Consider the following 23201-nt stretch of genomic DNA (forward strand, 5'->3'; position numbering starts at 1 on the left):
CGCGGGACCGTCGCTGCAGGGAGAGAAACGTTGCCAAACCCGACTCACCACCGCGCTCCACAACGCGTGCGCAATGAATTACGCTTCCGTCACATCACCGTCGCCAGCAAAACGCGGGTGGCCGATGCCTTCTGGCGCATCGTCTTTAGCGGCAGCGATCTGGCGGGTTTTCACTCGCCCTCTTTTGACGACCACATCAAAGTGTTTTTCCCGGATACGCCGGGCGGTGCGCTGGCGCTGCCACACATGACCGACGAAGGCATCGTCTGGCCTGACGGCGTGCGTCCGGCGGCGCGCGACTATACGCCGCTGGCCTTTAACGGCAGCGATTCGCTGACGCTGGATTTTTACATCCACGACGGCGGCGTCGCCAGCAGCTGGGCGAGTGCCGCTCAGCCGGGCGATCGCATTGCGATGGGCGGCCCGCGCGGCTCATGCGTCGTGCCGGTGGATTATGCCTGTCAGATTTATGTCTGTGATGAGACCGGTCTGCCGGCGTTTAAGCGCCGCTATCAGGAAATGCAGGCACAACAGATTCATCTGCTGGCCTGTGTTGATGAGCCAGTCGGCCGCGCGTATCTTGGCGACCTGCCGGATGTCACGGTGAGCTGGCTTGGCAGCGGCAACATGCAGGCTGAGGCGCTGACGCCGCTGCTGGACCCGATTGTGCTGCCTGCTGATGACTACTTCATCTGGCTGACCGGCGAAGGCGCGGCGGTGAAACAGCTGAGCGATTACTTTACTCAGCAACGTGCGGCGCACAGCGACCTGGTGCGCGCCGTCGCTTACTGGCATCAGAAATAACCGGCGCCGGCCCGCTGCCGCCTGTGTTGAATTTTACCAGGCACCAGACTACTATCAACCTCCCTCAACTGACCCCGGGAAGGCGATGAAACAGCAGCGGGATGTTCCAGAGCACGCCGATGCGGCACAGCGTGCCAGCTGTGCCGGCGCACGCAGAAAGCGGCGCGAAAGGATGCTGGATGCCAGTGATATTCGCCTGCTGATGCTGCACTTTCTGGCCAGCGGCGCGGCGCACGGTTATGAGCTGATCAAATCGGTGGAAGAGTTGTCGAAAGGCGAATATTTCCCCAGCCCCGGCATTATTTATCCCAACCTGACGCTGCTGGAAGAGATGGATGCCATCCGCGTAGTGGATGCCCAGGCCACGCGCAAAGCCTACGCGCTCAACGATGCGGGCCGCGCGCTGCTGGCGGAAAATGGCGAAAACGTGGCGGTGATTATCGGGCGGCTCACTTCGCTGGCGATTCTGGTCAACAACCGCAGCATTCCACAGGTGGAGCAGGCGATCCATACGCTTCGCTATACGCTCAATCACCGGCTGTCGCAGGAGCAGATTTCACCGGCCACGGTGGAAATTGTCGTGGCGGCGCTGCAGGACGCGGCAGAGAAGATCGCCAACAGCTAAGCGCGTTACGGTTTCTTCTTGTCCACGTGCCCCAGTTCGCGACCCGGCCAGCAGACATCGCGCACCCGCTGCTTCAGTGCTGCCGCATCGGGAAAGCCGCCTTCCTGTTTGCGTTCCCAAATTACCTGACCATCAATGCTGATCTCGAACACGCCGCCGCTGCCGGGCTGGAGCGTGACCGCGCTGAGATCGCCGGCAAAGGTATGCAGCAGCTCCTGCGCCATCCACGCCGAACGCAGCAGCCAGTTACATTGGGTACAGTAGTGAATGGTTACTGCCGGTTTATCTGCCATCTTATCCCTCCTGTTAGTGCCTGATTAATCATGGGTTAACAAATTGTGCGCACAAAGATACACCTTGATGCAAATGATATTGATAATGATTAGCAATTGCATTAAATTGTTTTCGTCATCATTTTACTCTCTATAAATCCCACAGGCATCCCTGCGGCACCGCCGCCAGTTATATACGGCAGCTGTGCACTCAAGCGCGCATGACACTGTGCCACAGGTGCCGGGATCGATAATATTATCTGGCCAGCGTGACGCGCTGTTTCACGGTTTTTAGCATAAAGCCGTGTTTTTCTGGCAGCAAATAAGTGAGCGAATACTAACAATTAACCAGGTATTTCGCGCATGTCTTTACACCTTCAGGGAAATTTCCGGCAGCGTCTGTTTAACGTCGCTGTTCTTGCTTCAGCCATTCACGCAGCCTGCAGCTATGCCGCCAGCGACAGCAGTACGCTGGCGCGTTCCGCAGAGAACAACAGCAGCAATGAACCGGTAATGACCGTTACCGCACCTAAGCAGCAGGCCGGCAGCAAAACCACGCTCACCGCCAGCGATCTGCAAAAACGCGGCGCCAATGACTTCGGTTCGATCATGCGTTATGAGCCGCTGGTCAGCGCCACTGGTGCGGCGGGCGGTTCGTCAGCCGGTAAAAGCGGCTTTGACCGTGCAGGCTACACCGGCTACAACATTCGCGGTCTGGAAAGTAACCGTGTCGGTCTGGATATTGATGGCATTCCGGTACCGGACGCCACCGGTCGTCCGTACGTCAGTCGCGCCGGTAACAATACCTTCGGTATCGGTCGCGACTACATCGACCCGTATATGTTTGGCAGCGTCGAAATTGAGAAGGGCGCTACATCGGTGGAACAACCTAACACCGCAATCGGCGGTAACGTATCGTTTCATAACAAGTCGCCGGACGACTACCTCAGCAGCGATAAAACCCACTATTTCGGTTATCAGAGCGACTACAGTTCTGCAGATCGCAGCTGGCACAACGGCATCACTACGGCGGCAGGGGATGATGAACTGCGCGGCCTGTTTGTTTACAGCCGCCGCGACGGCCAGCAGACGCGCAACAACAGCGGCGTAAAAGACGCCTACCCGGCCAACTGGCACTCGGATGCCTTTATGACGTCGGGCATCTGGCAGCCAAACGATCAGCACAAGCTGAGCGCCACCTTCGACTACTACCACAAAACCAATCACACCCACTACGATACCTGGGACAGCAGCAGCGGCAACACTATTTGGGGCACTGCGCAACAGCAGAGCGATTCGCGCCGCTGGGGCATTAATCTTGCTGATGAGTGGACGCCGTACAACGAGATGATCGATACGCTGACCACGCGGGTTTACTGGCAGCAAACCGAGGCGCACGACACCACCTGGTTACCGACCAGCGCCAGTCAGTACGGCTTCGTCTACTCTGACTACAACGTCGATACCTTAGGGTTTGACACGCGCGCCAGCAAAACCCTCGGCCGCCACGAGCTGAGCGGCGGCGTCAACGCGCGCGTGGAGAACAGCGAGCGTCCGTTCCGCCAGGAGCCGAACCCAGGCACCTTCGGCACCATCACCCAGCCGCAGTCAGACAGCCGTTCCTGGACCGTGGCCGGTTATCTGCAGGATAAAATCAATTTCGATCTCGATAGCCACAATTTCGCGGTGATTCCCGGCGTGCGCGTTATTCATCAAAGCACCAAACCGAAGAACCTCGGCGATCTGACCAACGGCAGCACGGTGCTGACCGCAGAGCAGGTGGAAAAACTGTACGGCAAGACCAATTCAGACACCGAAGTGCTGCCGTCACTGACCTTCCAGTACGATATCAACCCGGCGCTCACCACCTGGCTGCAATATAAGCGCGGCGTGGAGTTCCCGACCACCAGCCAGCTGTACGGCTCGTGGAACCTTGGTTCAAGCTACGCCGGCAGCGCGCAGTATGCGCTGATTGGTAATGCCGATCTGAAAACCGAGACCAGCAACAATTTTGAGTGGGGTCTGAAAGGACAGCCGACCGACGGCATCACCCTCAATACCTCGGTGTTCTACAACACCTACAAAAACTTTATTGCCTACACCCGCTATCGCCGCGCCACCAACCCGGCGATGTTCGTCAATGTTCCGGCCAACATCTACACCAGCTATCAGGCTGAGAACCGCGACAAAGCCTACATTTATGGGGCGGAGATCAGTACCCGCGTCAACTACGGCAGCTGGTTCCCGACCGTGGATGGCCTGAGCAGCACGTTCGCGCTCGGCTACAGCGAGGGGAAAGCGAAATCCCGCTATCTGGGCGACAAATACATCGATCTCGACAGTGTCGCGCCGCTAAAAGCGATTGTCGGCGTCGCGTGGGACGACAAAGCGCGCGGTTACGGCGCGGCGCTCACCGCCACCTTCGTCAAAGGCAAACAGGCCAGCGCCACCAACCGTGAGAGCTACAGCAACAGCGGGGCGGCCATCAGCGACGCCAGCAGCGAATACATGCGCGTGCCGGGCTACGGCCTGATCGATGCCACCGCGTACTGGCAGCTGACGAAAAACGTCAGGCTGAGCGGCGGTGTCTACAACATTACCGATCGTAAATACTGGGATTACCTCAGCAGCCGCACGCTGACCAGCGCCAGCGCGCAGGAGCGCAACGACATCAATCTGGCCGTGATGCCGGGACGCACCTGGCAACTGGGCGTGAACGTCGACTTCTAATCACTTTTCGCCCTGCGGTGGCGCAGGGCATTTTCACGGGAGCAAGCGCAATGCATCAACGCTATCAACATTATCTGGCGCTGAAAGGCCAGCAGCCAAAAATGTACGCGCGTGATTTAGCCGCGCTGATGGGCATAGGGGAAGCACAGCTGTGCGAAGCGCGCGTGGGCCACGACGCGCAGCCGCTGCGCGCCGATTTTCCGGCGCTGCTGACGGCGCTGGCGGCAGTGGGTGAGACCAAAAGTATTACGCGCAATGCCTGGGCGGTGCACGAACAGGTGGGAACCTACAGCAATCTGCATCTCGGCGAACATGGCGGGCTGGTGCTTAATCCGCGTGCGCTCGACCAGCGTCTGTTTCCCGCGCAGTGGCACAGTGCTTTCTTCCTGCACGAGCAGACCGCGCACGGCGAACGGCAGAGCATACAGATTTTCGATCGTCACGCTGATGCGGTGCTGAAAATTTACACCACCGCGCAAACGGAGATGCCGGCGTGGCAGGCGTTGATTGAGCGCTTCCGGCTGGCGCACGCGCCTCAGCTGCAGCCGCAGCCGGTTAGTGCCACGCCGTTCAGCGACAGGGTGGATGCCGGCACTGTCGAAGCGGAGTGGCGTGCCATGACCGATGTGCATCAGTTCTTTGGTCTGCTGAAGCGTCACCATCTCTCGCGGCCGCAGGCGTTTCGCGCGGTGCCGGATGATTTAGCGCGTCAGGTGAGCAACACCGCGCTGGCAACGCTGCTGGCCCAGGTACAGCAGGATGGCAATGAAATCATGATTTTCGTCGGCAATCGCGGCTGTACCCAGATCTTTACCGGCACAATCGGGAAAGTGGTGCCGCTGGATAACTGGATTAACGTTTTTAACCCCACGTTCACGCTGCATCTGATGGCGGATCGCATTCACGAGAGCTGGGTGACGCGCAAGCCGGGCGGCGATGGCTTCGTCACCAGTCTGGAGCTGTTCGCTGCCGATGGCACGCAGATTGCCCAGCTGTACGGCCAGCGCAGCGAGGGCACGCCGGAACAGGCACGCTGGCGCGAGCAGGTGATGGCGCTGACGCCGACAGGAGCCGCCGCATGAAAGCGCTGATCCTGACACTGCTTGCTCTGCTGACGCTGCCGGCGTGGGCGGCGCAGCGCATCATTACTATTGGGGGCGATGTAACGCAGATCGTCTACGCGCTGGATGCGCAGGCGCAGCTGGTGGCGCGCGACAGCACCAGCCAGCATCCGGCGGCGGCCACCAGGCTGCCGGATGTCGGCTACATGCGCCAGCTCAACGCGGAAGGCATTCTGGCACTGAAACCGACGCTGGTACTGGCCAGCGCGCTGGCTAAACCGTCGCTGGTGTTGCAGCAGGTGGCGGACACCGGGGTAACAGTGGTGGAGGTCAGTGGGGATAACCGCCTCGATGCCATCACGGACAAAATCGCCACCATTGGCAACGCGCTGCAGCGTGAACAGGCGGCCCGCGCGTTGATCGTTAAGGTCAACAAACAGCGTGCGCAGCTACCGCAGCAGCCGCTGCCGGTGAAAGTGCTGTTTATCATGGCGCATGGCGGTTTACGCACCCAGGCGGCTGGTGCGCAGACCGGCGCTGACGGCGCAATTCGCGCTGCCGGCCTGGTCAATGCCATGGGCGCGGTGCCGCACTATCAGCAGCTGTCACAGGAGGGCGTCGTGGCGGCAGCACCGGATTTGGTGGTGGTCGGCGAAGAGGGGCTGCGCACGCTGGGAGGCGAACAGGCGGTGTGGGCGCTGCCGGGCCTGAAGCTGACGCCGGCCGGCCAGCATCACGCGCTGCTGGTGATTGATGAGATGGCGCTGCTGAGTTTCGGCCTCGATACGCCGGGCGCGATTTTGCGTCTGCGCCATGCGGCGGAAGCCGTGCAGCATGATTAACCGCCTGATGATGCGCTGGCTGATGTTAATGAGTTTCAGCATGCTGGTGTGCATGCTGCTGGCGGCCAACCTCGGCGCGATGCCGCTGTCGCTGCGCACGCTGTGGCAGGCGCCGCTTAGCGATCTGGCCTGGCAAATCTGGCTCACAATTCGCCTGCCGCGCGTATTGCTGGCGATGCTGACTGGCATGGCGCTGGCGGTGTCCGGCGCGGTGATGCAGGGGCTGTTTCGTAATCCGCTGGCCGATCCCGGACTGCTGGGTATCAGCAGCGGTGCCGGGCTGGCGGTGGCGCTCTCAGTGGTGTTGCCGGTCAGCCTGCCGCCGCTGCTGGCGCTGTGGCTGCCCTCGCTGGCAGCGTTTGCCGGCAGCCTGGTAGTAACGCTGCTGATCTTCAGCTTTAGCCGGCTGGCGCAGGGCCAGCTGGCGCGCCTGCTGCTGGTGGGCATTGCGATTAATGCGCTATGCGGCGCGGCGGTTGGCGTGCTGTCGTGGCTGAGCAACGACCAGCAGCTGCGTCAGCTGTCGCTGTGGGGCATGGGCAGCCTGACGGGTGCCCAGTGGCCGAGCCTGCTGGTGTGTGCGCTGCTGATCGTTCCGGCGCTGCTGCTGGTGCAGACGCGCGCGCGTCGCCTCAATCTGCTGCAGCTGGGCGAAGAGGACGCGCACTATATGGGCGTCGATGTTAAACGCACGCAGCGCCAGCTGCTGGTGCTGAGTGCGCTGCTGGTGGGCACGGCGGTGGCGGTCAGCGGCATTATCGGTTTTGTCGGGCTGGTGGTGCCGCACGTGATGCGTTTTTGTCTCGGCAGTGACCACCGCTGGCTGCTGCCGGGCGCGGCGCTGGCGGGAGCGATTCTGCTGTTGCTGGCGGATACGCTGGCGCGCACCGTGGTGATTCCGGCCGAAATGCCGGTCGGGCTGCTAACCAGTCTGCTGGGCGGGCCGTGGTTCCTGTGGCAGATTCTGCGCCAGCAAAGGGGGCTGAATGAGTGAGCAGTTGCAGGCGCGCGGACTGCGGTTTTGCCGGGGAACGCGTACCTTAATCGATGATGTCTCCCTGACGCTGCCGCCGGGCGAAATGGTTGCCCTGATCGGTCCTAACGGTGCCGGTAAGTCGACGCTGCTGCGGCTGCTGACCGGCTTTCTGCACGCGGACGCCGGCGAATGCTGGCTGGGCGATCGTCCACTGGCGGCCTGGCCGCGCGAACCGCTGGCGCAGCGCCGCGCGGTGATGCGCCAGCAAAACAGCGTCACCTTTCCGCTGCCGGCTGCCGACGTGGTGGCGATGGGGCGCGCACCCTGGCCGACCGGTAACTGCCAGGCGGTGGTGCAGGAGGTGATGCAGTTAACCGGCAGCGCGCCGCTGGCGCAGCGCGACTATCGGTCGCTGTCGGGCGGGGAGCAGCAGCGCGTGCAGCTGGCCCGGGTGCTGGCGCAGCTGTGGCATGACGACGGCCCGCGCGGCTGGCTGCTGCTGGATGAACCCACCTCCGCGCTCGATCTCTACTGGCAGCAGTCCACTCTGCGCCTGCTGCACCGGCTGACGCGCAATGGCCGTTTTAGCGTCTGCGCGGTGCTGCACGATTTGAATCTGGCCTCACTGTGGTCGGATCGGGTGTTGTTGTTACACCACGGCCAGCTGGTGGCGCAGGGCACGCCGCACGCGGTAATGACCGAACCGATCCTGACGCGCTGGTATCAGGCCGACCTGCAGGTGGTTACGCCGCCAGCGCAGGATCGGCCGCAGATACAGTTGCGGCCATAACTGCACCCTGCACCGGGTCAGGGCGCCTGGCGGCAATCGACAATCAGCCGCCCACGCACCTGGCCCGCCAGCAGCTGTTCTGCGCCTGCGCGCGCCTCACTCAGTGGAATCACTTTGGTCATTTGCTCCAGCAGCGCGCCGTCAACCAGTTCCGCCAGACGCTGCCACGCCTGCTGACGCAGCGGTTTGGCGCACATCACGCTGTCCACGCCGGCCAGCGTAACGCCACGCAGAATAAACGGCGCGACGCTGGTGGGCAGATCGAGGCCCTGCGCCATGCCGCAGGCGGCGACCACGCCGTCGCGCTGGATCCCGGCTAACACATTGGCCAGCGTGTGGCTGCCGACGCTATCGATCGCGGCGGCCCAGCGCTCTTTCGCCAGCGGTTTGCCGGGCGCGCTCAGTTCGTTACGGTCGATAATCGCGGAGGCGCCGAGCGTATCGAGCAGGTAGGCGCTGTCGCTGGCGCGGCCGCTGGATGCCACGACCTCATAGCCGAGACGCGCCAGCAGGCTCACGCTGAAGCTGCCCACGCCGCCGCTGGCACCGGTAACCAGTACCGGACCGTGCTGCGGTGTGATGCCCTGTTTTTCCAGCGTCAGCACGCACAGCATCGCGGTAAAGCCGGCGGTGCCAATTGCCATGGTTTGCAGCGGGCTGAGCGCCGCCGGGACCTTGACCAGCCAGTCGCCGGAGACGCTGGCTTTCTGCGCCAGCCCGCCCCAGTGTTTTTCACCCACGCCCCAGCCGGTGAGCAGCGCAACATCGTCCTGCTGCCACTCCGGATGACGGCTGTGGATCACCCGGCCAACAAAATCGATGCCCGGCACCATGGGAAACTGGCGCACAATCGGCCCTTTATTGCAGATGGCCAGCGCGTCTTTGTAGTTGAGGGTGGAGTAGCTTACTTCGAGGGTAACATCCTGATCGGGCAATTGTTGCTCTGACAGATCCTGCAGGGATGTGCGGTATCCCTGTTCATCATTTTCAATGACCAGTGCCTTGAACATGCAGCCTCCGGCTGGTTGGGAGAAGTGCGCTCCATAGTACGCTTCTGCTGCAGGGAGTGCCAGGCGGATGGGCGCGGCAGGCGGTCGCTATCGCACCGGTGTTACATTCTGCATAACTTTGCGTAATCTTCGACTATTCAGGCAGTTAAAAATAGACACCTTAACTATTGTTCATGTAAATCAATGAAGTAGCACGTTGGTGTTCTGCATTAAAATTCCGCGCTGATTGGTTGTTCCCGGTAAAAAAAGATGCCATCATGTCGCCCGAATTTCTTCCCCATCTTCATCGCTGAGGACGCCGCCATGCCCGGTACAATGCACATCTGCACTTGTCGCCGTGCGCTTCATGACAAGCGCGCCTCTGTCATCTGTTGTTCGCATTTCCCGCTCACCATGCGGTGAGGCTACGCCCCGTTCGCTGTTGGATATGAGTAAAGACAGACGCGATCTGGCTTTACTGATGTCTATCGGTTGCGGCCGCCGGACGTTATTCGCCGGGGAAATTTCCTCATTGCTGTGCCACTGGCACCCACTCATCCTTCATTACGGGGATTTGTGTTATGAACCCATTGAAAATTGCTGCCAGCGTAGCGGTAGCGCCAAGCCTGAGTCTCAACACCGCGCGCGACGTGGTGACGCTGGATAATACCGATTTCACCGACGTAGCCGCGGTAGTGGTCTCGCTGGCCGATACACGCAGCGGCGTGCTGACGCTGCTGCGCCAGACCGGCTTCAATCTGCCGGTGTTTGTCGCGAACGCCTTTGATGACGCGGTGCTGACGCTGCCGGGGGTAACCGGAGAGATCAACGGCGCAGCGGAAGAGTGGCAGGCGCTGGAGCAGGCGGCGCAGGCGTACGAGGCGGAACTGCTGCCGCCGTTTTTCGACACCCTGACGCGCTATGTCGATATGCAGAACAGCACCTTTGCCTGTCCGGGCCATCAGGGCGGGGCGTTTTTCCGCCGCCATCCGGCCGGACGCCAGTTTTATGAGTTCTACGGCGAGAACGTCTTTCGTTCCGATATGTGTAACGCGGACGTCAAGCTGGGCGATTTACTGATCCACGAAGGCTCGGCCAAGGATGCGCAGAAATATGCCGCGCGCGTGTTCAACGCCGATAAAACCTACTTCGTGCTGAACGGTACCTCCAGCGCCAACAAAGTGGTGACCAATGCGCTGCTGACGCGCGGCGATCTGGTGCTGTTTGACCGCAACAACCACAAATCCAACCACCACGGTGCGCTGATCCAGGCAGGCGCCACGCCGGTTTATCTGGAAGCGGCGCGTAACCCGTTTGGCTTTATTGGCGGCATTGATGCGCACTGTTTCGACGAGACGTATCTGCGCGAGCAGGTGCGCCAGGTCGCGCCACAGCGCGCGGATCAGCCGCGTCCGTTCCGGCTGGCGATCATCCAGCTTGGCACCTACGATGGCACGGTATACAACGCGCGCCAGGTGGTGGATCGCATCGGGCATCTGTGTGACTACATTCTGTTTGATTCGGCATGGCTGGGCTATGAGCAGTTTATTCCGCTGATGGCCGGCTGCTCGCCGCTGACGCTGGAGCTTAACGAGAACGACCCGGGGATCTTTGTCACCCAGTCGGTGCATAAGCAGCTGGCGGGCTTCTCGCAGACTTCGCAGATTCACAAGAAAGATAACCATATTCGCGGCCAGAAACGTTTCTGCCCACACAAGCGCCTGAACAACGCGTTTATGCTGCACGCCTCAACCAGCCCGTTCTATCCGCTGTTCGCTGCGCTGGATATCAACGCCAGAATGCATCAGGGCGAAGCGGGGCGCAGCATGTGGCACGACTGCGTCACGCTGGGCATTGAGGCACGCAAAGCAATCCTCGAGCGCTGCAGCCTGATTCAGCCCTTCCTGCCGGAGCAGGTACACGGCAAGCCCTGGCAGGTGGCAGAAACCGCCGCCATCGCCGCCGATCCGGCGTATTTCAGCTTCGAACCGGGCGCGAAGTGGCACGGTTTTGCCGGTTATGATGCCGGGCAGTATCTGGTGGACCCGTGCAAGCTGCTGCTCACCACGCCAGGCATCGATGCCACCAGCGGCGAATACACCCGCTTTGGCATTCCGGCCACCATTCTCGCCAACTATCTGCGCGAGAACGGTATCGTACCGGAGAAGTGCGATCTCAACTCAATCCTGTTCCTGCTGACCCCAGCGGAAACGCCGGAAAAAATGGCGCATCTGGTGGCGATGCTGGAGCAGTTTGAACAGCACGTGCGGGAAGATGCGCTGCTGGCCGAAGTGCTGCCGAGCGTGTATCGCAGACACGTCGAGCGCTATCAGGGCTACACGCTGCGTCGCCTGTGCCAGGAGATGCACGATTTGTACGTCAGCTACGACGTCAAGGATCTGCAGCGCGACATGTTCCGTCAGGCGTGTTTCCCGAAAGTCGAGGTCAATCCGCAGGATGCGCATCAGGCGTATATTCGCGGTGACGTTGAGCTGGTGCCGATCGCCAGCGCCGAAGGGCGCATTGCCGCCGAGGGTGCGCTGCCGTATCCGCCGGGTGTGCTGTGCGTGGTGCCAGGCGAAACCTGGGGCGGGGCAGTGCAGCGCTATTTCCTCGCGCTGGAAGCGGGTATCAATCTGCTGCCGGGCTTTTCACCGGAGTTGCAGGGGGTTTACACCGAGGAGGATGACAGCGGGCACAAGCGGTTAGTGGCGAATATGATGTTGTAGGAGGGGGCTGTTCCCTACCGCACGCCACCTTCTCCCGCAGGCGGGAGAAGGTGGCGATGAGCGCGAATCAATAACGGTGGTAGCTGCGCTGTGCCTGGCTCACTTTGTACAGATAGCGGCGCGACTCGGCCGACGGATGGTTGGTGGTCAGCGTCTGATACACCTGGCTCGGTGACATGCCGTTGATGGTGGCGAAGGCGCGGTCTTTATCGCTGGAGAACACGCGCAGCACGCTGCCCGCCCCGCCGTTATAAGCGGTGATCACTGCGTAACGGCGCGACAGCGGATCCTGAATCCCGCCGAGATAGCTCTTCTGCAGCAGCGACAGATATGCGGTACCGGCATCAATGTTATTGGCCGGATCGAGCAGATAGCTGCGGCTCGGTTTACCCCATTTGCCCTTCATGCGGAACACATCGACCCCGGCAGTATGCTGTACCACCTGCATCAGACCCAGCGCATCGGCGTTGCTTACCGCATAGGGGTTAAAGCTCGATTCGGTCTGCATGATCGCCAGAATCAGCGAGGCATCAACGCCATACTGTTCGGCGGCTTTACGCACCAGCGGCAGATATTTATGCGCACGTTTGTCGAGGTGGTTAGGCACCATCGGAATGGTCACCGACCAGATAACGTGCAGCCCGGAGGTGCGTTTCTGCAGTTTGTTCTGGATCAGGTAATCAGCAAAGTTACCGGCGCGTCCCTGCCAGCGGATCGGCTGACCGGTGTTATCCAGCACCTGGCCGTACAGCAGCGGCTCTTTACTGATCTGAATATCGTTGGCGTCGGAGTAGAGATCGACGTTGCCCGGATCGTCACCAATCAACAGCGTGGTGATGATGGCCTGACGCAGGCTGGCCATCGGATCGGTGCCGGAAATGGTCTCAATGGTGATGCTACCGCTGTCGAAGTTGATGTGACTGCGGGTGTAATAGTTATCGCTGTATTTGACGTAGTCCTTGGGTCCGGCGATCAGAACCTCATTGATTCCCCAGATATTCTCGATGTTAGCGGCAAACTGCCCCATCAGAATGTCAAAACCGTTGGTGTCCTTAACCCACTCTTCATGGTACTGCGATTTTTTTTGTCCGGAGCAGGAGACTAACAGGGGTGCGATGACCAGCAGTGCTATCAGTTTTTTATTCATTGTGAATGCGTGCCTGACTCGAAAAAGAGGGCCTCAAAGGGAGGCCCTGAACGTTTATTTTTCTGGCGGGGTGTAACCTTCAATGTGCACATCTTTGCCTTCGAACAGGAAATTCACCATCTCCTTCTCCAGCACTTTGCGATCTTCCGGGTTCATCATGTTGAGCTTCTTCTCGTTGATCAACATGGTCTGCTTAGACATCCACTGCTGCCAGGCCTCTTTGGAAATCTCATTGTAGATGCGCTTACCCAGTTCGCCAGGATAGAGCTGAAAGTCCTGGCCTTCAGCGTCGCGTTGCAGATAAGTACAAAAAATGGTGCGGCTCATTACTCTTCCTCTTCGGTCAAACGGGTTCGCAGTTGAAGCTGCCGGGGATGGCGCAGCTCATGCAGCAGGCGCTCTACCGGCGCGGCCAGCCCCACTGACGGTGGTTGCGCTAAGTTATACCAGAGACCGCCGGCTTCATCCATCAGCGACCCGGAGGAAGGCCACGCCAGCCACATAGGCACAATATCTAAGTGGAAATGGCTGAAGGTGTGGCGAAACGCGGTAAGCTGCTGCGGTTTCGCGTGGATGCCGCGCGCCGCCAGCCAGTCAGTCAGCGCTTGCTCACTGGTGAACTGCGGGAAGCAGAACAGGCCGCCCCACAAACCCACCGGCGGACGCTGTTCCAGAAACACCTCGTCGCCGTGCTGCAGCATCAGGAACCAGCCGCTGCGTTCTGGCAGCGTGACTTTCGGCTTCCTGCCGGGATAATCGGCCCAGTTGCCCTGTGCATAGGCCGCGCAGCCGCTATTCAGCGGGCAGATGTCGCATTTTGGGCGGGAGCGAGTACACACTAACGCGCCGAGATCCATCATCGCCTGATTGAACTGGCTGACGCCTTCCGCTGGCGTGACGTCTTCACTGATCTGCCACAGGCGCTTCTCCACCTCTTTTTTGCCCGGCCAGCCGCTCACCGAATAGCAGCGCGCCAGCACGCGTTTTACGTTGCCGTCGAGGATCGGGAAATGCAGGCCGAGCGACAGCGACAGGATCGCGCCCGCCGTGGAGCGGCCGACGCCCGGCAGCGCCGCGACCTCATCGAAATGGGGCGGGAATACGCCGCCATGCAGCTCAACCACCTGTTTAGCCGCCTTGTGCAGGTTACGCGCCCGTGCGTAATAGCCGAGGCCGGTCCACAGATGCAGCACTTCATCAAGCGGCGCGGCGGCCAGGTCGGCAACCGTGGGGAAGCGCGCCATAAAGCGTTCGAAATAGGGAATAACGGTGGCAACCTGCGTCTGCTGCAGCATCACTTCGGAGAGCCACACCTTGTAGGGCGTTTTCTCCAGCTGCCACGGCAGAGTTTTACGGCCAAAGCGTTGGTACCACTCCAGCACCTGTTGCGCGAACTGCGGCGCCTGCATCATAAGAAGGAAATTTTCCGTGTTTACTCTACAATCAGGCAGGAATTCCAGCACAGAGACATCAGGGTGTAAACCGGAAGATTGCAAAGGCTTGCTTCTGTTACTTAACTTTGCATAATGCCCGTTTCCCTGAACAGGCTAACCAGCAGGTTTCAACATGATTAATGACGTCATCACCCCGGAATTTGATGAGAACGGGCGGCCTTTACGCCGTATCCGCAGTTTTGTGCGCCGCCAGGGGCGCTTAACGAAAGGACAGCAGCTCGCGCTCGACAATTACTGGCCGGAGATGGGCGTCGAGTATCAGCCGCAGCCGCTGGACATGGTTGCGCTGTTTGGCCGCGAAGCGCCGCTGGTGCTGGAGATTGGTTTTGGCATGGGCGCCTCGCTGGTGACCATGGCGCAGAACAATCCGCATCAGAACTTCCTCGGCATTGAAGTGCATGCGCCGGGCGTCGGTGCCTGTCTGGCCTCGGCCAAAGAGGCTGGCGTGCAGAATCTGCGCGTGATGTGTCACGACGCGGTGGAAGTGCTGGAAAACATGGTGCCGGACAATTCGCTGCGCATGGTGCAGCTGTTTTTCCCGGATCCATGGCATAAGGCGCGCCACAACAAGCGCCGCATCGTCCAGGTACCGTTTGCCGAGCTGGTGCTGCGCAAGCTTAAGCTGGGCGGCGTGTTCCACATGGCGACCGACTGGGAAGAGTACGCCACGCACATGCTGGAAGTGATGAGCAGCATCGATGGCTATAGCAATCAGTCGGAGAGCCAGAATTACGTGCCGCGTCCGGAAACGCGTCCGTTAACCAAATTTGAGCAGCGCGGGCAGCGACTGGGCCATGGCGTATGGGATCTGATGTTTGAGAGGGTGAAATAATGGCTGTAAAACGTAGCCGCCGTTTACGTAAAAAGTTGCATGTTGATGAGTTTCAGGAGCTGGGCTTCTCTGTTGCCTGGCGTTTTGCCGAAGGCACCAGCGAGGAAGAGGTGGATGCCACGCTCGATCAGTTCATCAATGAGGTGATCGATCCGAATGGTCTGGCCTATGACGGCAGCGGCTATCTGGTGTGGGAAGGGCTGGTGTGTCTGCAGCAGACCGGCAAATGCACCGACGCGCACCGCGAGCTGGTGCGTAACTGGCTGGAAAAGAAAAATCTCGCCGATATTCAGGTCACTGAACTCTTCGACGTTTGGTGGGACTAAGTTTTATTGCAGTATGCTGTTGCGCATAAATGCGCACCCTACAGGGGATTGCCCTTGCGGGGGCGCCATTTATGGCGACCTGGACCGCATGCTGAAGCGTATAAATGCGTACCCTGCGGGGGATGGTCCTTTGTAGGGTCGCCATTTATGGCGACCAGGACTGCATGCTGAAGCGTATAAATGCATACCCTGCGGGAGAAGGTCCTTTGTAGGGTCGCCATTTATGGTGACCTGGTAACAACCGCAAACTGTCTTGCTCTTTCCCGCACAGAATACTCAGGAGATTTCATGGTTCGTAAGGCTCTTCTCGCCGCGCTGCTGCTGGCGGCAGCTCAGGCGCATGCTGACTATCAGTGCAGCGTCAATCCAAAGGATGATGTGATCATCAAACCCCAGAGCGTGCAGGTGGTGGGCAGCAACGGCAATCTTGAAATCACGCCGCAGGGCGATGTGCAGTTCAACGGCAAGTCGGTGAGCGTCGATAACGCCACGCGCCAGCAGGCGATTGACTACCAGAACGCGCTGCGTCGCGATCTGCCGTGGGTCGACAGCGGCGCAACCACCCGTCTGGAACGGGGCCGCGTGGCGCTGGATAAAGTGATCGTCGAAAAACTCGGGGCGGACAGCAATGTGCGCAATCGCCTGACCACGCTGAACGGTCAGCTGAAGCAGCAGATGAACCGCATCATCGAGCATCGCCCGGATGGCCTGACTTTCCACCATCAGGCCATTGAGCAGGTGCGCGCCGACGGCGAGAAGCTGGTGCAGAGCACGCTGGGCGGGGTGTTGCAGGATAGCCTGAACGAGATGGGCACCAAACAGGCCGCCAGCGGCAGCAATCCGCTGCAGGCGCTGATGGGCAACCTCGGCGGGCTACAGCAGTCGATTCAGACTGAATGGAACAATCAGGAACAGGATTTCCAGAACTTCGGTCATGAAGTGTGTAACCGGGTGACCAAACTGGAAAGCCAGCGCAAGACGCTGATGCAGAACGTAAAGGGCTAAGCCAGCCGCGTTGCCGCTGAATGCACGGAACATCACGGCGTCATTGTTCTTCTGAACAGTGGCGCCTTTTTTATCCCCGCAGCTTTTAAGCCGTGATTTAACAGATTGTCTTAGATTCGGGACGAATCTGATAACGGCAAAATTTCCGCATTAATAACTATATCAACGGGCATTCAGCCTATTGAAATTATTAATTTTTAAGGAAATTTTATGTTATTTTCTGACACCTCTGCTTCCAGTTCACACCCGGTTTTATCACCCCCTGTGGTTATCGTTGCCGAACGCGGCTGGTACAACGATCCGCAAAAACGCTGGCAGGGAACGGTGCAAACGCCGGACGCCGTTGAAGTCATCCTAACGGTTAACGGTGGCAATCCGCTACGCGTGCCAGTGATCAATGGCCACTTCGAGTGGATGCCGCCGCAGCCGATGGCCGATGGTGAATACCAGCTAACCTTCACCGCCGTGGATGCCGCCGGCAATCACAGCGCACCCACGCGCGTTGATTACAATATCGATACTCATCCGCCCGCCAGACCGATCATCGAAGCGATAGAGGATCACGTTGCCGGCGGCGTGGAGGACGGTAACAGCATCAGGCGTAACGGCTATACCAACGATGATCAGCCGGTGGTACGCGGGCAGGCCGAAGCCAACGCGCTGGTTTATCTCTATAATGGCAACCAACTTCTCGCCTCTGTGCGTGCCGATGCGCAGGGCAACTGGCAGGCACAGCTCGATCTGCTGCAGGACGGAACCTATAACCTGACGGCGCAGGCCGAGGACCGCGCCGACAACCGCAGTCAGCCGTCGCCGAAGTGGACCTTTCATCTCGATACGCTTACCCCGGAAACGCCGACGTTCAGCTATTACTACGACAATCGCGGGCTGTATCAGGGCCAGTTTGGCCGCGGCAAACCCACCGATGATGTCCGGCCGGAACTGCACGGCGAAGCCGAGCCCGGCAGCGTGGTGCGCATTCAGTATGCCGCACCGGGCGGAAAGTGGGTTGTCGGCGGTACGGCCACCGTCGACAGCAGCGGCCACTGGCACTGGACGCCGCCGCAGGATCTGCTGCCGGACGGCGACTGGCGTTTTCGCAGCCGCAGCAGCGATAAAGCCGGCAACGTCAGTCAATGGAGCGACAGCTGGACGCTGACCATCGACACCCGTATCAACACGCCCACCATCCTGCAGGCTATCGATGACGTCGGCACCATCCAGCCGGTGCTGCCGGGCCAAACCACCGACGATAAGCGGCTCGATTTTTCCGGACAGGCCGAGCCTTACAGTCAGGTGACGCTGTACCAGAACGGCGTGGCAGCCGGCAGCGCAACGGTGGGGGCCGATGGCCGCTGGCAGATTACGCCGGACCGCGACATGCAGCCGGGCAGCAACAACTTTACGGTAAAAGCGGTCGATGTGGCGGGTAACGTCAGTGACTATGCGCCCAACTGGGCGATTAACTATGACTCTGGCGTAAAGCACAGTTCTGGTGAAGAGAACTGGAACTGCCGTGCCAATACCAGCTGGCAAACCGGCCGGGTGTATCAGTACGGCGGGTTGAAAGTCACCGAACTGAAACATGGCACCAGCAACAACTGTTTCTATACCGGCATCATGAACCGGCCGGATGGTTATGAAAGCAAAGCGATTGAGATGCTGGATCATTCGATCGTGCAGTTTGATTTTGGCGCCACCAATTACGTGGAGTTCAATTATGGCTATCTCCACAATTGCGATACCTACGTGGATATCTTCTCCCCCAGCGGTGAGCTGCTGGGGCGCGAATACCTGCAGCCCGGCGGCGCCAGCCGGTCTGAGCAGGGGTTGAACACCTTTAGCTGGCAGGCTCCGGCGGGTCAGCAGATTGGCTATATTGACGTCCATTCAGGTGAAGATCCGGATACCTATAAAAAAGTGCTGTGCTGGAACGTGCTGGTGAAGCGCGATGTGGGCTGGATTATTGATACTGTGCGCTGGGGCAAAGACGAGAGCCTGGTACAGCACCATACGCTGCCGGAAACGCTGGAACAGGAGGGCGCGCAGCTGCATCTGAATGATGTGCAGCAGTGGCTGGCGGCGCACAGCGGACCACTGCTGCAGGACTTCTCTGCGCTGGTGCTGGAAGGAGAACATCAGCAGCTTGATTATCAACAGCTGACGCAGCATATCAGCGGCCTGCAGCATATCGATCTCACTGGCTCAGGGGACAATCTGCTGCAGCTGGATGCGCAGCAGCTGTTACAGCAGGCGCACCAGAATGTGCTGCTGCCAGAGCGCACGCGCAGCTGGCTGATTGATGGTGATGCCGGCGACGTGGTGCAGCTCAGCGATAGCACGCAATTTTATCAGCAGTGGCAGCAGCAGGGGACGCAGCAGAGCGGTGGCAAAGTGTGGCAGGTGTTTGAGAGTCTCGACCACAGCGCGACGCTGTTAATCAATAATGAGGTGATGGTCGCCTGAGCGTAACAGATGCAGCCGTGCCGCCCAGCACGGCTGCCAGCGGAAAAGGTGCGCGCCTTCTCCGCTGAATTTACATGAACAGCTCCAGCAGCGAATTCAGGAACAGCTTGCCTTTTTCAGTGATCTGCCAGTGCTCTGGCTGCTCCTGCACATAACCAGCGGCGATGGCTGCGTCGATCTGCGGGCGAATCACTGCCTCGTCCAGCCCGGTGTAGCGCTGAAAGTCGGCGCGCGGCGCGGCTTCCAGCAGGCGGAAACGGTTCATAAAGAACTCGAACGGCTTGTCCTCGTCCGGCACGTCATGCTGCTTATCCAGATAGTTGCCCTTCATAAAACCGCGCGGATGACGGGTTTTCACCGTGCGCACGATGCGCCCGTCCGGCTGCGTCAGCTTGCCGTGCGCGCCACAGCCGATGCCGAGGTAATCACCGAAGCGCCAGTAGTTCAGGTTATGCTCGCAGCGATAGCCCGGTTTGGCGTAGGCCGAGGTTTCATACTGCTGATAGCCTGCGGCGCTCAGCAGCTGATGACCCTGCTCAAAGATATCCCACAGCGCATCGTCATCCGGCAATACCGGCGGGCGTGAACCAAACAGCGTGTTGGGCTCAATGGTCAGCTGATACCACGACAGATGCGGCGGGTTAAGGGCAATTGCCTGGCGCAAATCGTCCAGCGCCTCTTCCAGCGACTGATCCGGCAGGCCGTGCATCAGGTCGAGGTTAAAGCTGCGCAGGCCGAGACCGGCCGCCAGTTGTGCCGCGCGGACCGCCTCGTCCGGACCGTGGATGCGGCCCAGGCGCGTCAGCTTTTGCGGACTGAAACTCTGCACGCCAATCGAAATCCGGTTAATGCCCGCCCGCTGATAGCCGCTGAAGCGATCGGCTTCCACCGTGCCCGGATTGGCCTCCATGGTGATTTCGGCGTCCGCCGCCAGCGGCAGGCGCGCACGCACGCCATCCATTAGCTGCTGCATCGCTTCGCTGCTCAGCAGGCTGGGCGTGCCGCCGCCGATGAAAATGGTGCGCACTTCGCGCCCGGCGGTCAGCGGCAGATCCTGGTCAAGATCGTTGAGCAGATGCTGCACATACTCGCTGTGCGGCACTTCGCCTTTAAGCGCGTGCGAGTTGAAGTCGCAGTACGGACATTTCTGCACGCACCACGGGATGTGGATATAAAGGCTTAACGGTGGTAACTCAGGCATTGCGCATCGCTTCCAGCAGCAGCGTCAATGCTTTACCCCGGTGCGACACGGCACGCTTTTCATCCTTGCTCAGCTCGGCTGCGGTTTTACCCAGAGCCGGCACGTAGAAGATCGGATCATAACCGAAACCGCCTTCACCGGCGGCCGCGCGGGTAATCTCCCCGGCCCAGCTGCCGTGGAACACCAGCGGCGTCGGGTCGGCGGCGTGACGCACGTACACCAGTACGCAGTGGAACTGAGCCTGGCGCTCGCCGTCCGGCACCTGCTCCAGCGCCTGCAGCAGTTTGTCGAGATTCTGCTGGTCGCTGGCATCAACGCCGGCATAGCGCGCCGAGTAAATGCCCGGTGCGCCGCCCAGCGCATCGACCGCCAGCCCGGAGTCATCGGCAATCGCCGGCAGGCCGGTGATCTGCGCCGCGTGACGCGCTTTCAGGATGGCGTTTTCGATAAAGGTCAGCCCGGTCTCTTCGGCAGACTCTACGCCCAGCTCGGTTTGCGCCACGATATCCAGGCCGAAGGCCGCTAACAGATCGGCCAGTTCACGTACTTTGCCCGGATTACCGGTGGCGAGCACAACTTTTTGCATAACAGTTCCAGATTAATGAATTACAGCAGGTACCAGAGACCCGGGAACAGGTCCATACCGAGGAAGTTCAGCGCATACAGCACCAGAATCACGATCATCGCCGAGAAATCGATGCCGCCCATCGCCGGCAGGATACGGCGAATCGGGGCCATCAGCGGTTCGGTCAGCTGGATCAGCACATAGTCCATCGCACCGCGTCCCTGGCTGATCCAGCTCATCAGCGAGCGAATGATGATCACCCAGAACACCAGATAGCCGGCGGATTTGACCAGCGACAGCAGGCCCACCAGCAGGTTGGTCGGATCGACGGAGAACACCCCGACCTGAATCAGCAGCAGAATCGGATATTTCAGCGTGGTCAGCACGAATGCTAGCAGCAGTGACGCGGTGTCAATCGGTCCCAGCGCCGGCAAAATGCGGCGCAGCGGTTTAACAATCGGCTGGGTGATCTTCACGACAAACTGCGCCAGCGGATTGTAAAAGTCACAGCGTGACCACTGCATCCAGATGCGCAGCAGCAGCACCATCACGTACAGATCAATCAGCGTTTTGACTAAAAACGTCAGTGTTAACATGAGGTTCCTCAATTATTGTTGTGAAGGGCGTGCATAATCCCGCGCGCCAAATACCGCGGTGCCGATGCGCACCATCGTACTGCCTGCGGCTATCGCCGCATCCATATCGTCGCTCATTCCCAGAGAAAGCGTATCGACGCCAGGATAGTCCTGTTGCAAGGCGCGAAACGCGCAGGCCATCTGCTGGCACACCGCCAGCTGGCGCGCGTAATCCTGCTCGGGCGCCGGAATCGCCATCAGTCCACGCAGGCGCAAACGCGGCAGGGCGGCAATCTGTTGTGCCAGCCCGGCGACGGCCTCCAGCATGATGCCAGATTTGCTGTGCTCGTCACTGATATTTACCTGAATTAACACGTTGAGCGGCGGCAGCGCGGCCGGACGCTGATCGTTCAGCCGCTGCGCGATACGCAGACGGTCAACGGTATGGCACCAGGCAAAGTTTTCCGCCACCAGACGGCTTTTATTGGATTGTAACGGCCCGATAAAGTGCCATTGCAGATCAGGATGTGCGGCCAGTTCGGCAACTTTTTCAACCCCTTCCTGCACGTAATTTTCACCGAAGGCGCGCTGTCCGGCGGCAATGGCTTCTGCGATAGCGCTCGCAGGTTTGGTTTTGCTCACTGCAAGCAGCGCAATTTCTTCTGGCGCGCGGCCGCAACGCGCGGCGGCAGCAGCGATCCGCTCGCGCACTTGCTGTAAGTTGTGCTCAATGGAAGTCATAGTCAGGAGAAGTTAAATGGATTTGGATGACGTTGTGGCGCTTAGTGTAAAGCATAATGCGGCCGATCTGCACCTTTGCAGCGGACATTTACCGCACTGGCGCCGGCAGGGCGTGCTGGAGCCAATACCGCAACAGCACACCTTGCCTGAGCGCTGGCTGCAGGCCTTTAGCGAGCAGTGGCTTAGCGCCGCGCAGCGCAGCGAGTTAGCCAGCAGCGGTCACGTCGATTTCGCCATCACGCTCGGCAACGGCAGCCGGCTGCGCGCCAATCTGTTCCGCCAGCGTCACGGACTGGCGCTGGCGCTGCGGCTGATTGCCAGCCAGCCACCGGATATGGCGAGCCTGCAGCTGCCGGACGTGGTGCGCTCGCTGCTGCAACTGGAGGAAGGGCTTATCCTCATCACCGGCGCGACCGGCAGCGGCAAAACCACCACGCTGGCGGCGCTGGTGGATAGCCTCAATCGTCAGCAGGCGCGCCACATTATTACGCTGGAAGATCCGATCGAGTTTGTCCATCACAGCCAGCGTTCGCTGATTCAGCAGCGCGAAATCGGCGCGCACTGCGCTTCGTTTCAGCTCGGATTAAAAGCGGCGCTGCGTGAAGATCCGGATGTGATCCTGCTGGGTGAGCTGCGCGACAGCGAAACCATCCGCCTGGCGCTGACCGCTGCTGAGACCGGCCATCTGGTGCTGGCCACGCTGCATACGCGCGGCGCGACGCAGGCGGTGGACCGGCTGGTGGATGTGTTTCCGGCCGAGGAGAAAAACCTCGTGCGCACGCAGCTGGCCGGCAGCCTGAAAGCGGTGCTGGCGCAGCGTTTAGTCGCCGCCAAAGCCGGTGGCCGCATTGGCCTGTTTGAAGTACTGGTGGCGACGCCGGCGGTCGCTAACCTGATCCGCGAAGGCAAAATGCATCAGCTGCCTGGTGTGTTGCAGACCGGTGCGCAGGCAGGGATGCAAACTTTCGCCCAGAGCGAGCAGGCCCGGCGCGAGGCGGGATTGATTTGAGCAGGGACGTGCCCTGAGAACCACCGACACGGCGGCGCGAAACCGCGCGGCCGCATTCGGGC

The 23201-nt window shown here is 60.0% G+C and carries 22 protein-coding genes; 13 read left to right on the forward strand and 9 right to left on the reverse strand.

Translation table 11 applies throughout. The features are described 5' to 3' along the window. Positions 1–30 precede the first annotated feature (30 nt). The gene (locus ABVR31_RS03870; RefSeq protein ID WP_264250687.1) at positions 31–804 is read left to right on the forward strand and encodes a siderophore-interacting protein; all 774 of its coding nucleotides are present in this window, start codon (positions 31–33) and stop codon (positions 802–804) included. An 85-nt stretch (positions 805–889) separates the two neighbouring features. After that, a complete protein-coding gene (locus ABVR31_RS03875) occupies positions 890–1429 on the forward strand; it encodes a PadR family transcriptional regulator (RefSeq protein ID WP_372771846.1) in 540 nt (179 codons plus the stop codon). Positions 1430–1434: 5 nt separating this feature from the next. Here ABVR31_RS03875 and ABVR31_RS03880 read toward each other — a convergent pair whose 3' ends face one another. Then, a complete protein-coding gene (locus tag ABVR31_RS03880) occupies positions 1435–1722 on the reverse strand; it encodes a SelT/SelW/SelH family protein (RefSeq protein ID WP_288424710.1) in 288 nt (95 codons plus the stop codon). Between the two features lie 342 nt (positions 1723–2064). Here ABVR31_RS03880 and ABVR31_RS03885 point away from each other — a divergent pair, with 342 nt between their 5' ends. Genes ABVR31_RS03885 through ABVR31_RS03905 form a run of 5 tightly spaced genes read left to right on the forward strand, consistent with a single transcriptional unit; the run spans position 2065 to position 8100 of the window. Beyond that, complete coding sequence (locus ABVR31_RS03885) at positions 2065–4431, forward strand: TonB-dependent receptor domain-containing protein (RefSeq protein WP_372771847.1); 2367 nt, start codon at positions 2065–2067, stop codon at positions 4429–4431. A 50-nt stretch (positions 4432–4481) separates the two neighbouring features. Next, positions 4482–5513 carry a hemin-degrading factor gene (locus tag ABVR31_RS03890; RefSeq protein WP_372771848.1) on the forward strand — a complete coding sequence of 344 codons (1032 nt, stop codon included), beginning with the start codon at positions 4482–4484 and terminating at the stop codon, positions 5511–5513. Next, entirely contained in the window at positions 5510–6334 is an 825-nt protein-coding gene (locus ABVR31_RS03895) for a hemin ABC transporter substrate-binding protein (RefSeq protein WP_372771849.1), read from the forward strand. Before ABVR31_RS03890 ends, ABVR31_RS03895 begins: the two co-directional genes overlap by 4 nt. Then, positions 6327–7328 (forward strand): FecCD family ABC transporter permease, encoded by a 1002-nt coding sequence (locus ABVR31_RS03900; RefSeq protein WP_372771850.1) that lies wholly within the window; start codon positions 6327–6329, stop codon positions 7326–7328. The genes ABVR31_RS03895 and ABVR31_RS03900 overlap by 8 nt, the downstream gene beginning before the upstream one ends. Next, positions 7321–8100, forward strand: coding sequence for a heme ABC transporter ATP-binding protein (locus tag ABVR31_RS03905; RefSeq protein ID WP_222951662.1), 780 nt, complete (start codon positions 7321–7323; stop codon positions 8098–8100). The genes ABVR31_RS03900 and ABVR31_RS03905 overlap by 8 nt, the downstream gene beginning before the upstream one ends. A gap of 17 nt (positions 8101–8117) precedes the next feature. Here the strand turns inward: ABVR31_RS03905 and ABVR31_RS03910 are convergent, their stop codons facing one another. After that, the gene (locus ABVR31_RS03910) at positions 8118–9110 is read right to left on the reverse strand and encodes an MDR family oxidoreductase (RefSeq protein WP_222951663.1); all 993 of its coding nucleotides are present in this window, start codon (positions 9108–9110) and stop codon (positions 8118–8120) included. 560 nt (positions 9111–9670) lie between these two features. On the opposite strand from ABVR31_RS03910, the gene ABVR31_RS03915 reads away from it, so the two are divergent. Next, positions 9671–11818, forward strand: coding sequence for an ornithine decarboxylase (locus tag ABVR31_RS03915; RefSeq protein ID WP_372771851.1), 2148 nt, complete (start codon positions 9671–9673; stop codon positions 11816–11818). A gap of 67 nt (positions 11819–11885) precedes the next feature. On the opposite strand, the gene mltC is transcribed toward ABVR31_RS03915, so the two are convergent. From mltC to mutY, 3 genes are read right to left on the reverse strand one after another with little or no spacing between them, the layout of a single operon-like run. Beyond that, positions 11886–12965, reverse strand: a complete 1080-nt coding sequence (gene mltC, locus ABVR31_RS03920) for a membrane-bound lytic murein transglycosylase MltC (protein WP_021506619.1) — start codon at positions 12963–12965, stop codon at positions 11886–11888. Between the two features lie 54 nt (positions 12966–13019). Further along, positions 13020–13292 carry an oxidative damage protection protein gene (locus tag ABVR31_RS03925; RefSeq protein ID WP_010617014.1) on the reverse strand — a complete coding sequence of 91 codons (273 nt, stop codon included), beginning with the start codon at positions 13290–13292 and terminating at the stop codon, positions 13020–13022. Then, positions 13292–14377 carry an A/G-specific adenine glycosylase gene (mutY, locus tag ABVR31_RS03930; RefSeq protein ID WP_372771852.1) on the reverse strand — a complete coding sequence of 362 codons (1086 nt, stop codon included), beginning with the start codon at positions 14375–14377 and terminating at the stop codon, positions 13292–13294. The genes ABVR31_RS03925 and mutY overlap by 1 nt, the downstream gene beginning before the upstream one ends. A gap of 154 nt (positions 14378–14531) precedes the next feature. Here mutY and trmB point away from each other — a divergent pair, with 154 nt between their 5' ends. The 4 genes from trmB (at position 14532) to ABVR31_RS03950 (ending at position 19048) form a co-directional block, all read left to right on the forward strand. After that, the gene (trmB, locus tag ABVR31_RS03935) at positions 14532–15251 is read left to right on the forward strand and encodes a tRNA (guanosine(46)-N7)-methyltransferase TrmB (RefSeq protein ID WP_021506621.1); all 720 of its coding nucleotides are present in this window, start codon (positions 14532–14534) and stop codon (positions 15249–15251) included. Further along, positions 15251–15577, forward strand: a complete 327-nt coding sequence (locus ABVR31_RS03940) for a YggL family protein (protein WP_021313105.1) — start codon at positions 15251–15253, stop codon at positions 15575–15577. Before trmB ends, ABVR31_RS03940 begins: the two co-directional genes overlap by 1 nt. A gap of 288 nt (positions 15578–15865) precedes the next feature. Beyond that, on the forward strand, positions 15866–16582 hold the full coding sequence (locus ABVR31_RS03945) for a DUF2884 domain-containing protein (RefSeq protein ID WP_372771853.1): 717 nt from the start codon (positions 15866–15868) through the stop codon (positions 16580–16582). A gap of 210 nt (positions 16583–16792) precedes the next feature. Next, on the forward strand, positions 16793–19048 hold the full coding sequence (locus ABVR31_RS03950) for an Ig-like domain-containing protein (protein WP_372771854.1): 2256 nt from the start codon (positions 16793–16795) through the stop codon (positions 19046–19048). 70 nt (positions 19049–19118) lie between these two features. Here ABVR31_RS03950 and hemW read toward each other — a convergent pair whose 3' ends face one another. Genes hemW through ABVR31_RS03970 form a run of 4 tightly spaced genes read right to left on the reverse strand, consistent with a single transcriptional unit; the run spans position 19119 to position 22130 of the window. Next, on the reverse strand, positions 19119–20249 hold the full coding sequence (hemW, locus tag ABVR31_RS03955; protein WP_058757116.1) for a radical SAM family heme chaperone HemW: 1131 nt from the start codon (positions 20247–20249) through the stop codon (positions 19119–19121). Continuing rightward, positions 20242–20835 (reverse strand): XTP/dITP diphosphatase, encoded by a 594-nt coding sequence (locus ABVR31_RS03960; protein ID WP_059011651.1) that lies wholly within the window; start codon positions 20833–20835, stop codon positions 20242–20244. Before ABVR31_RS03960 ends, hemW begins: the two co-directional genes overlap by 8 nt. A gap of 20 nt (positions 20836–20855) precedes the next feature. Next, complete coding sequence (locus ABVR31_RS03965; protein ID WP_021506626.1) at positions 20856–21410, reverse strand: YggT family protein; 555 nt, start codon at positions 21408–21410, stop codon at positions 20856–20858. Between the two features lie 12 nt (positions 21411–21422). Continuing rightward, entirely contained in the window at positions 21423–22130 is a 708-nt protein-coding gene (locus ABVR31_RS03970; protein ID WP_372771855.1) for a YggS family pyridoxal phosphate-dependent enzyme, read from the reverse strand. Positions 22131–22146: 16 nt separating this feature from the next. On the opposite strand from ABVR31_RS03970, the gene ABVR31_RS03975 reads away from it, so the two are divergent. Further along, the gene (locus ABVR31_RS03975; protein ID WP_372771856.1) at positions 22147–23139 is read left to right on the forward strand and encodes a type IV pilus twitching motility protein PilT; all 993 of its coding nucleotides are present in this window, start codon (positions 22147–22149) and stop codon (positions 23137–23139) included. Positions 23140–23201 lie beyond the last annotated feature (62 nt).

This window comes from Pantoea sp. WEP (assembly GCF_041678305.1).
In the GTDB taxonomy this organism is placed as follows: Bacteria; Pseudomonadota; Gammaproteobacteria; order Enterobacterales; family Enterobacteriaceae; genus Pantoea; species Pantoea dispersa.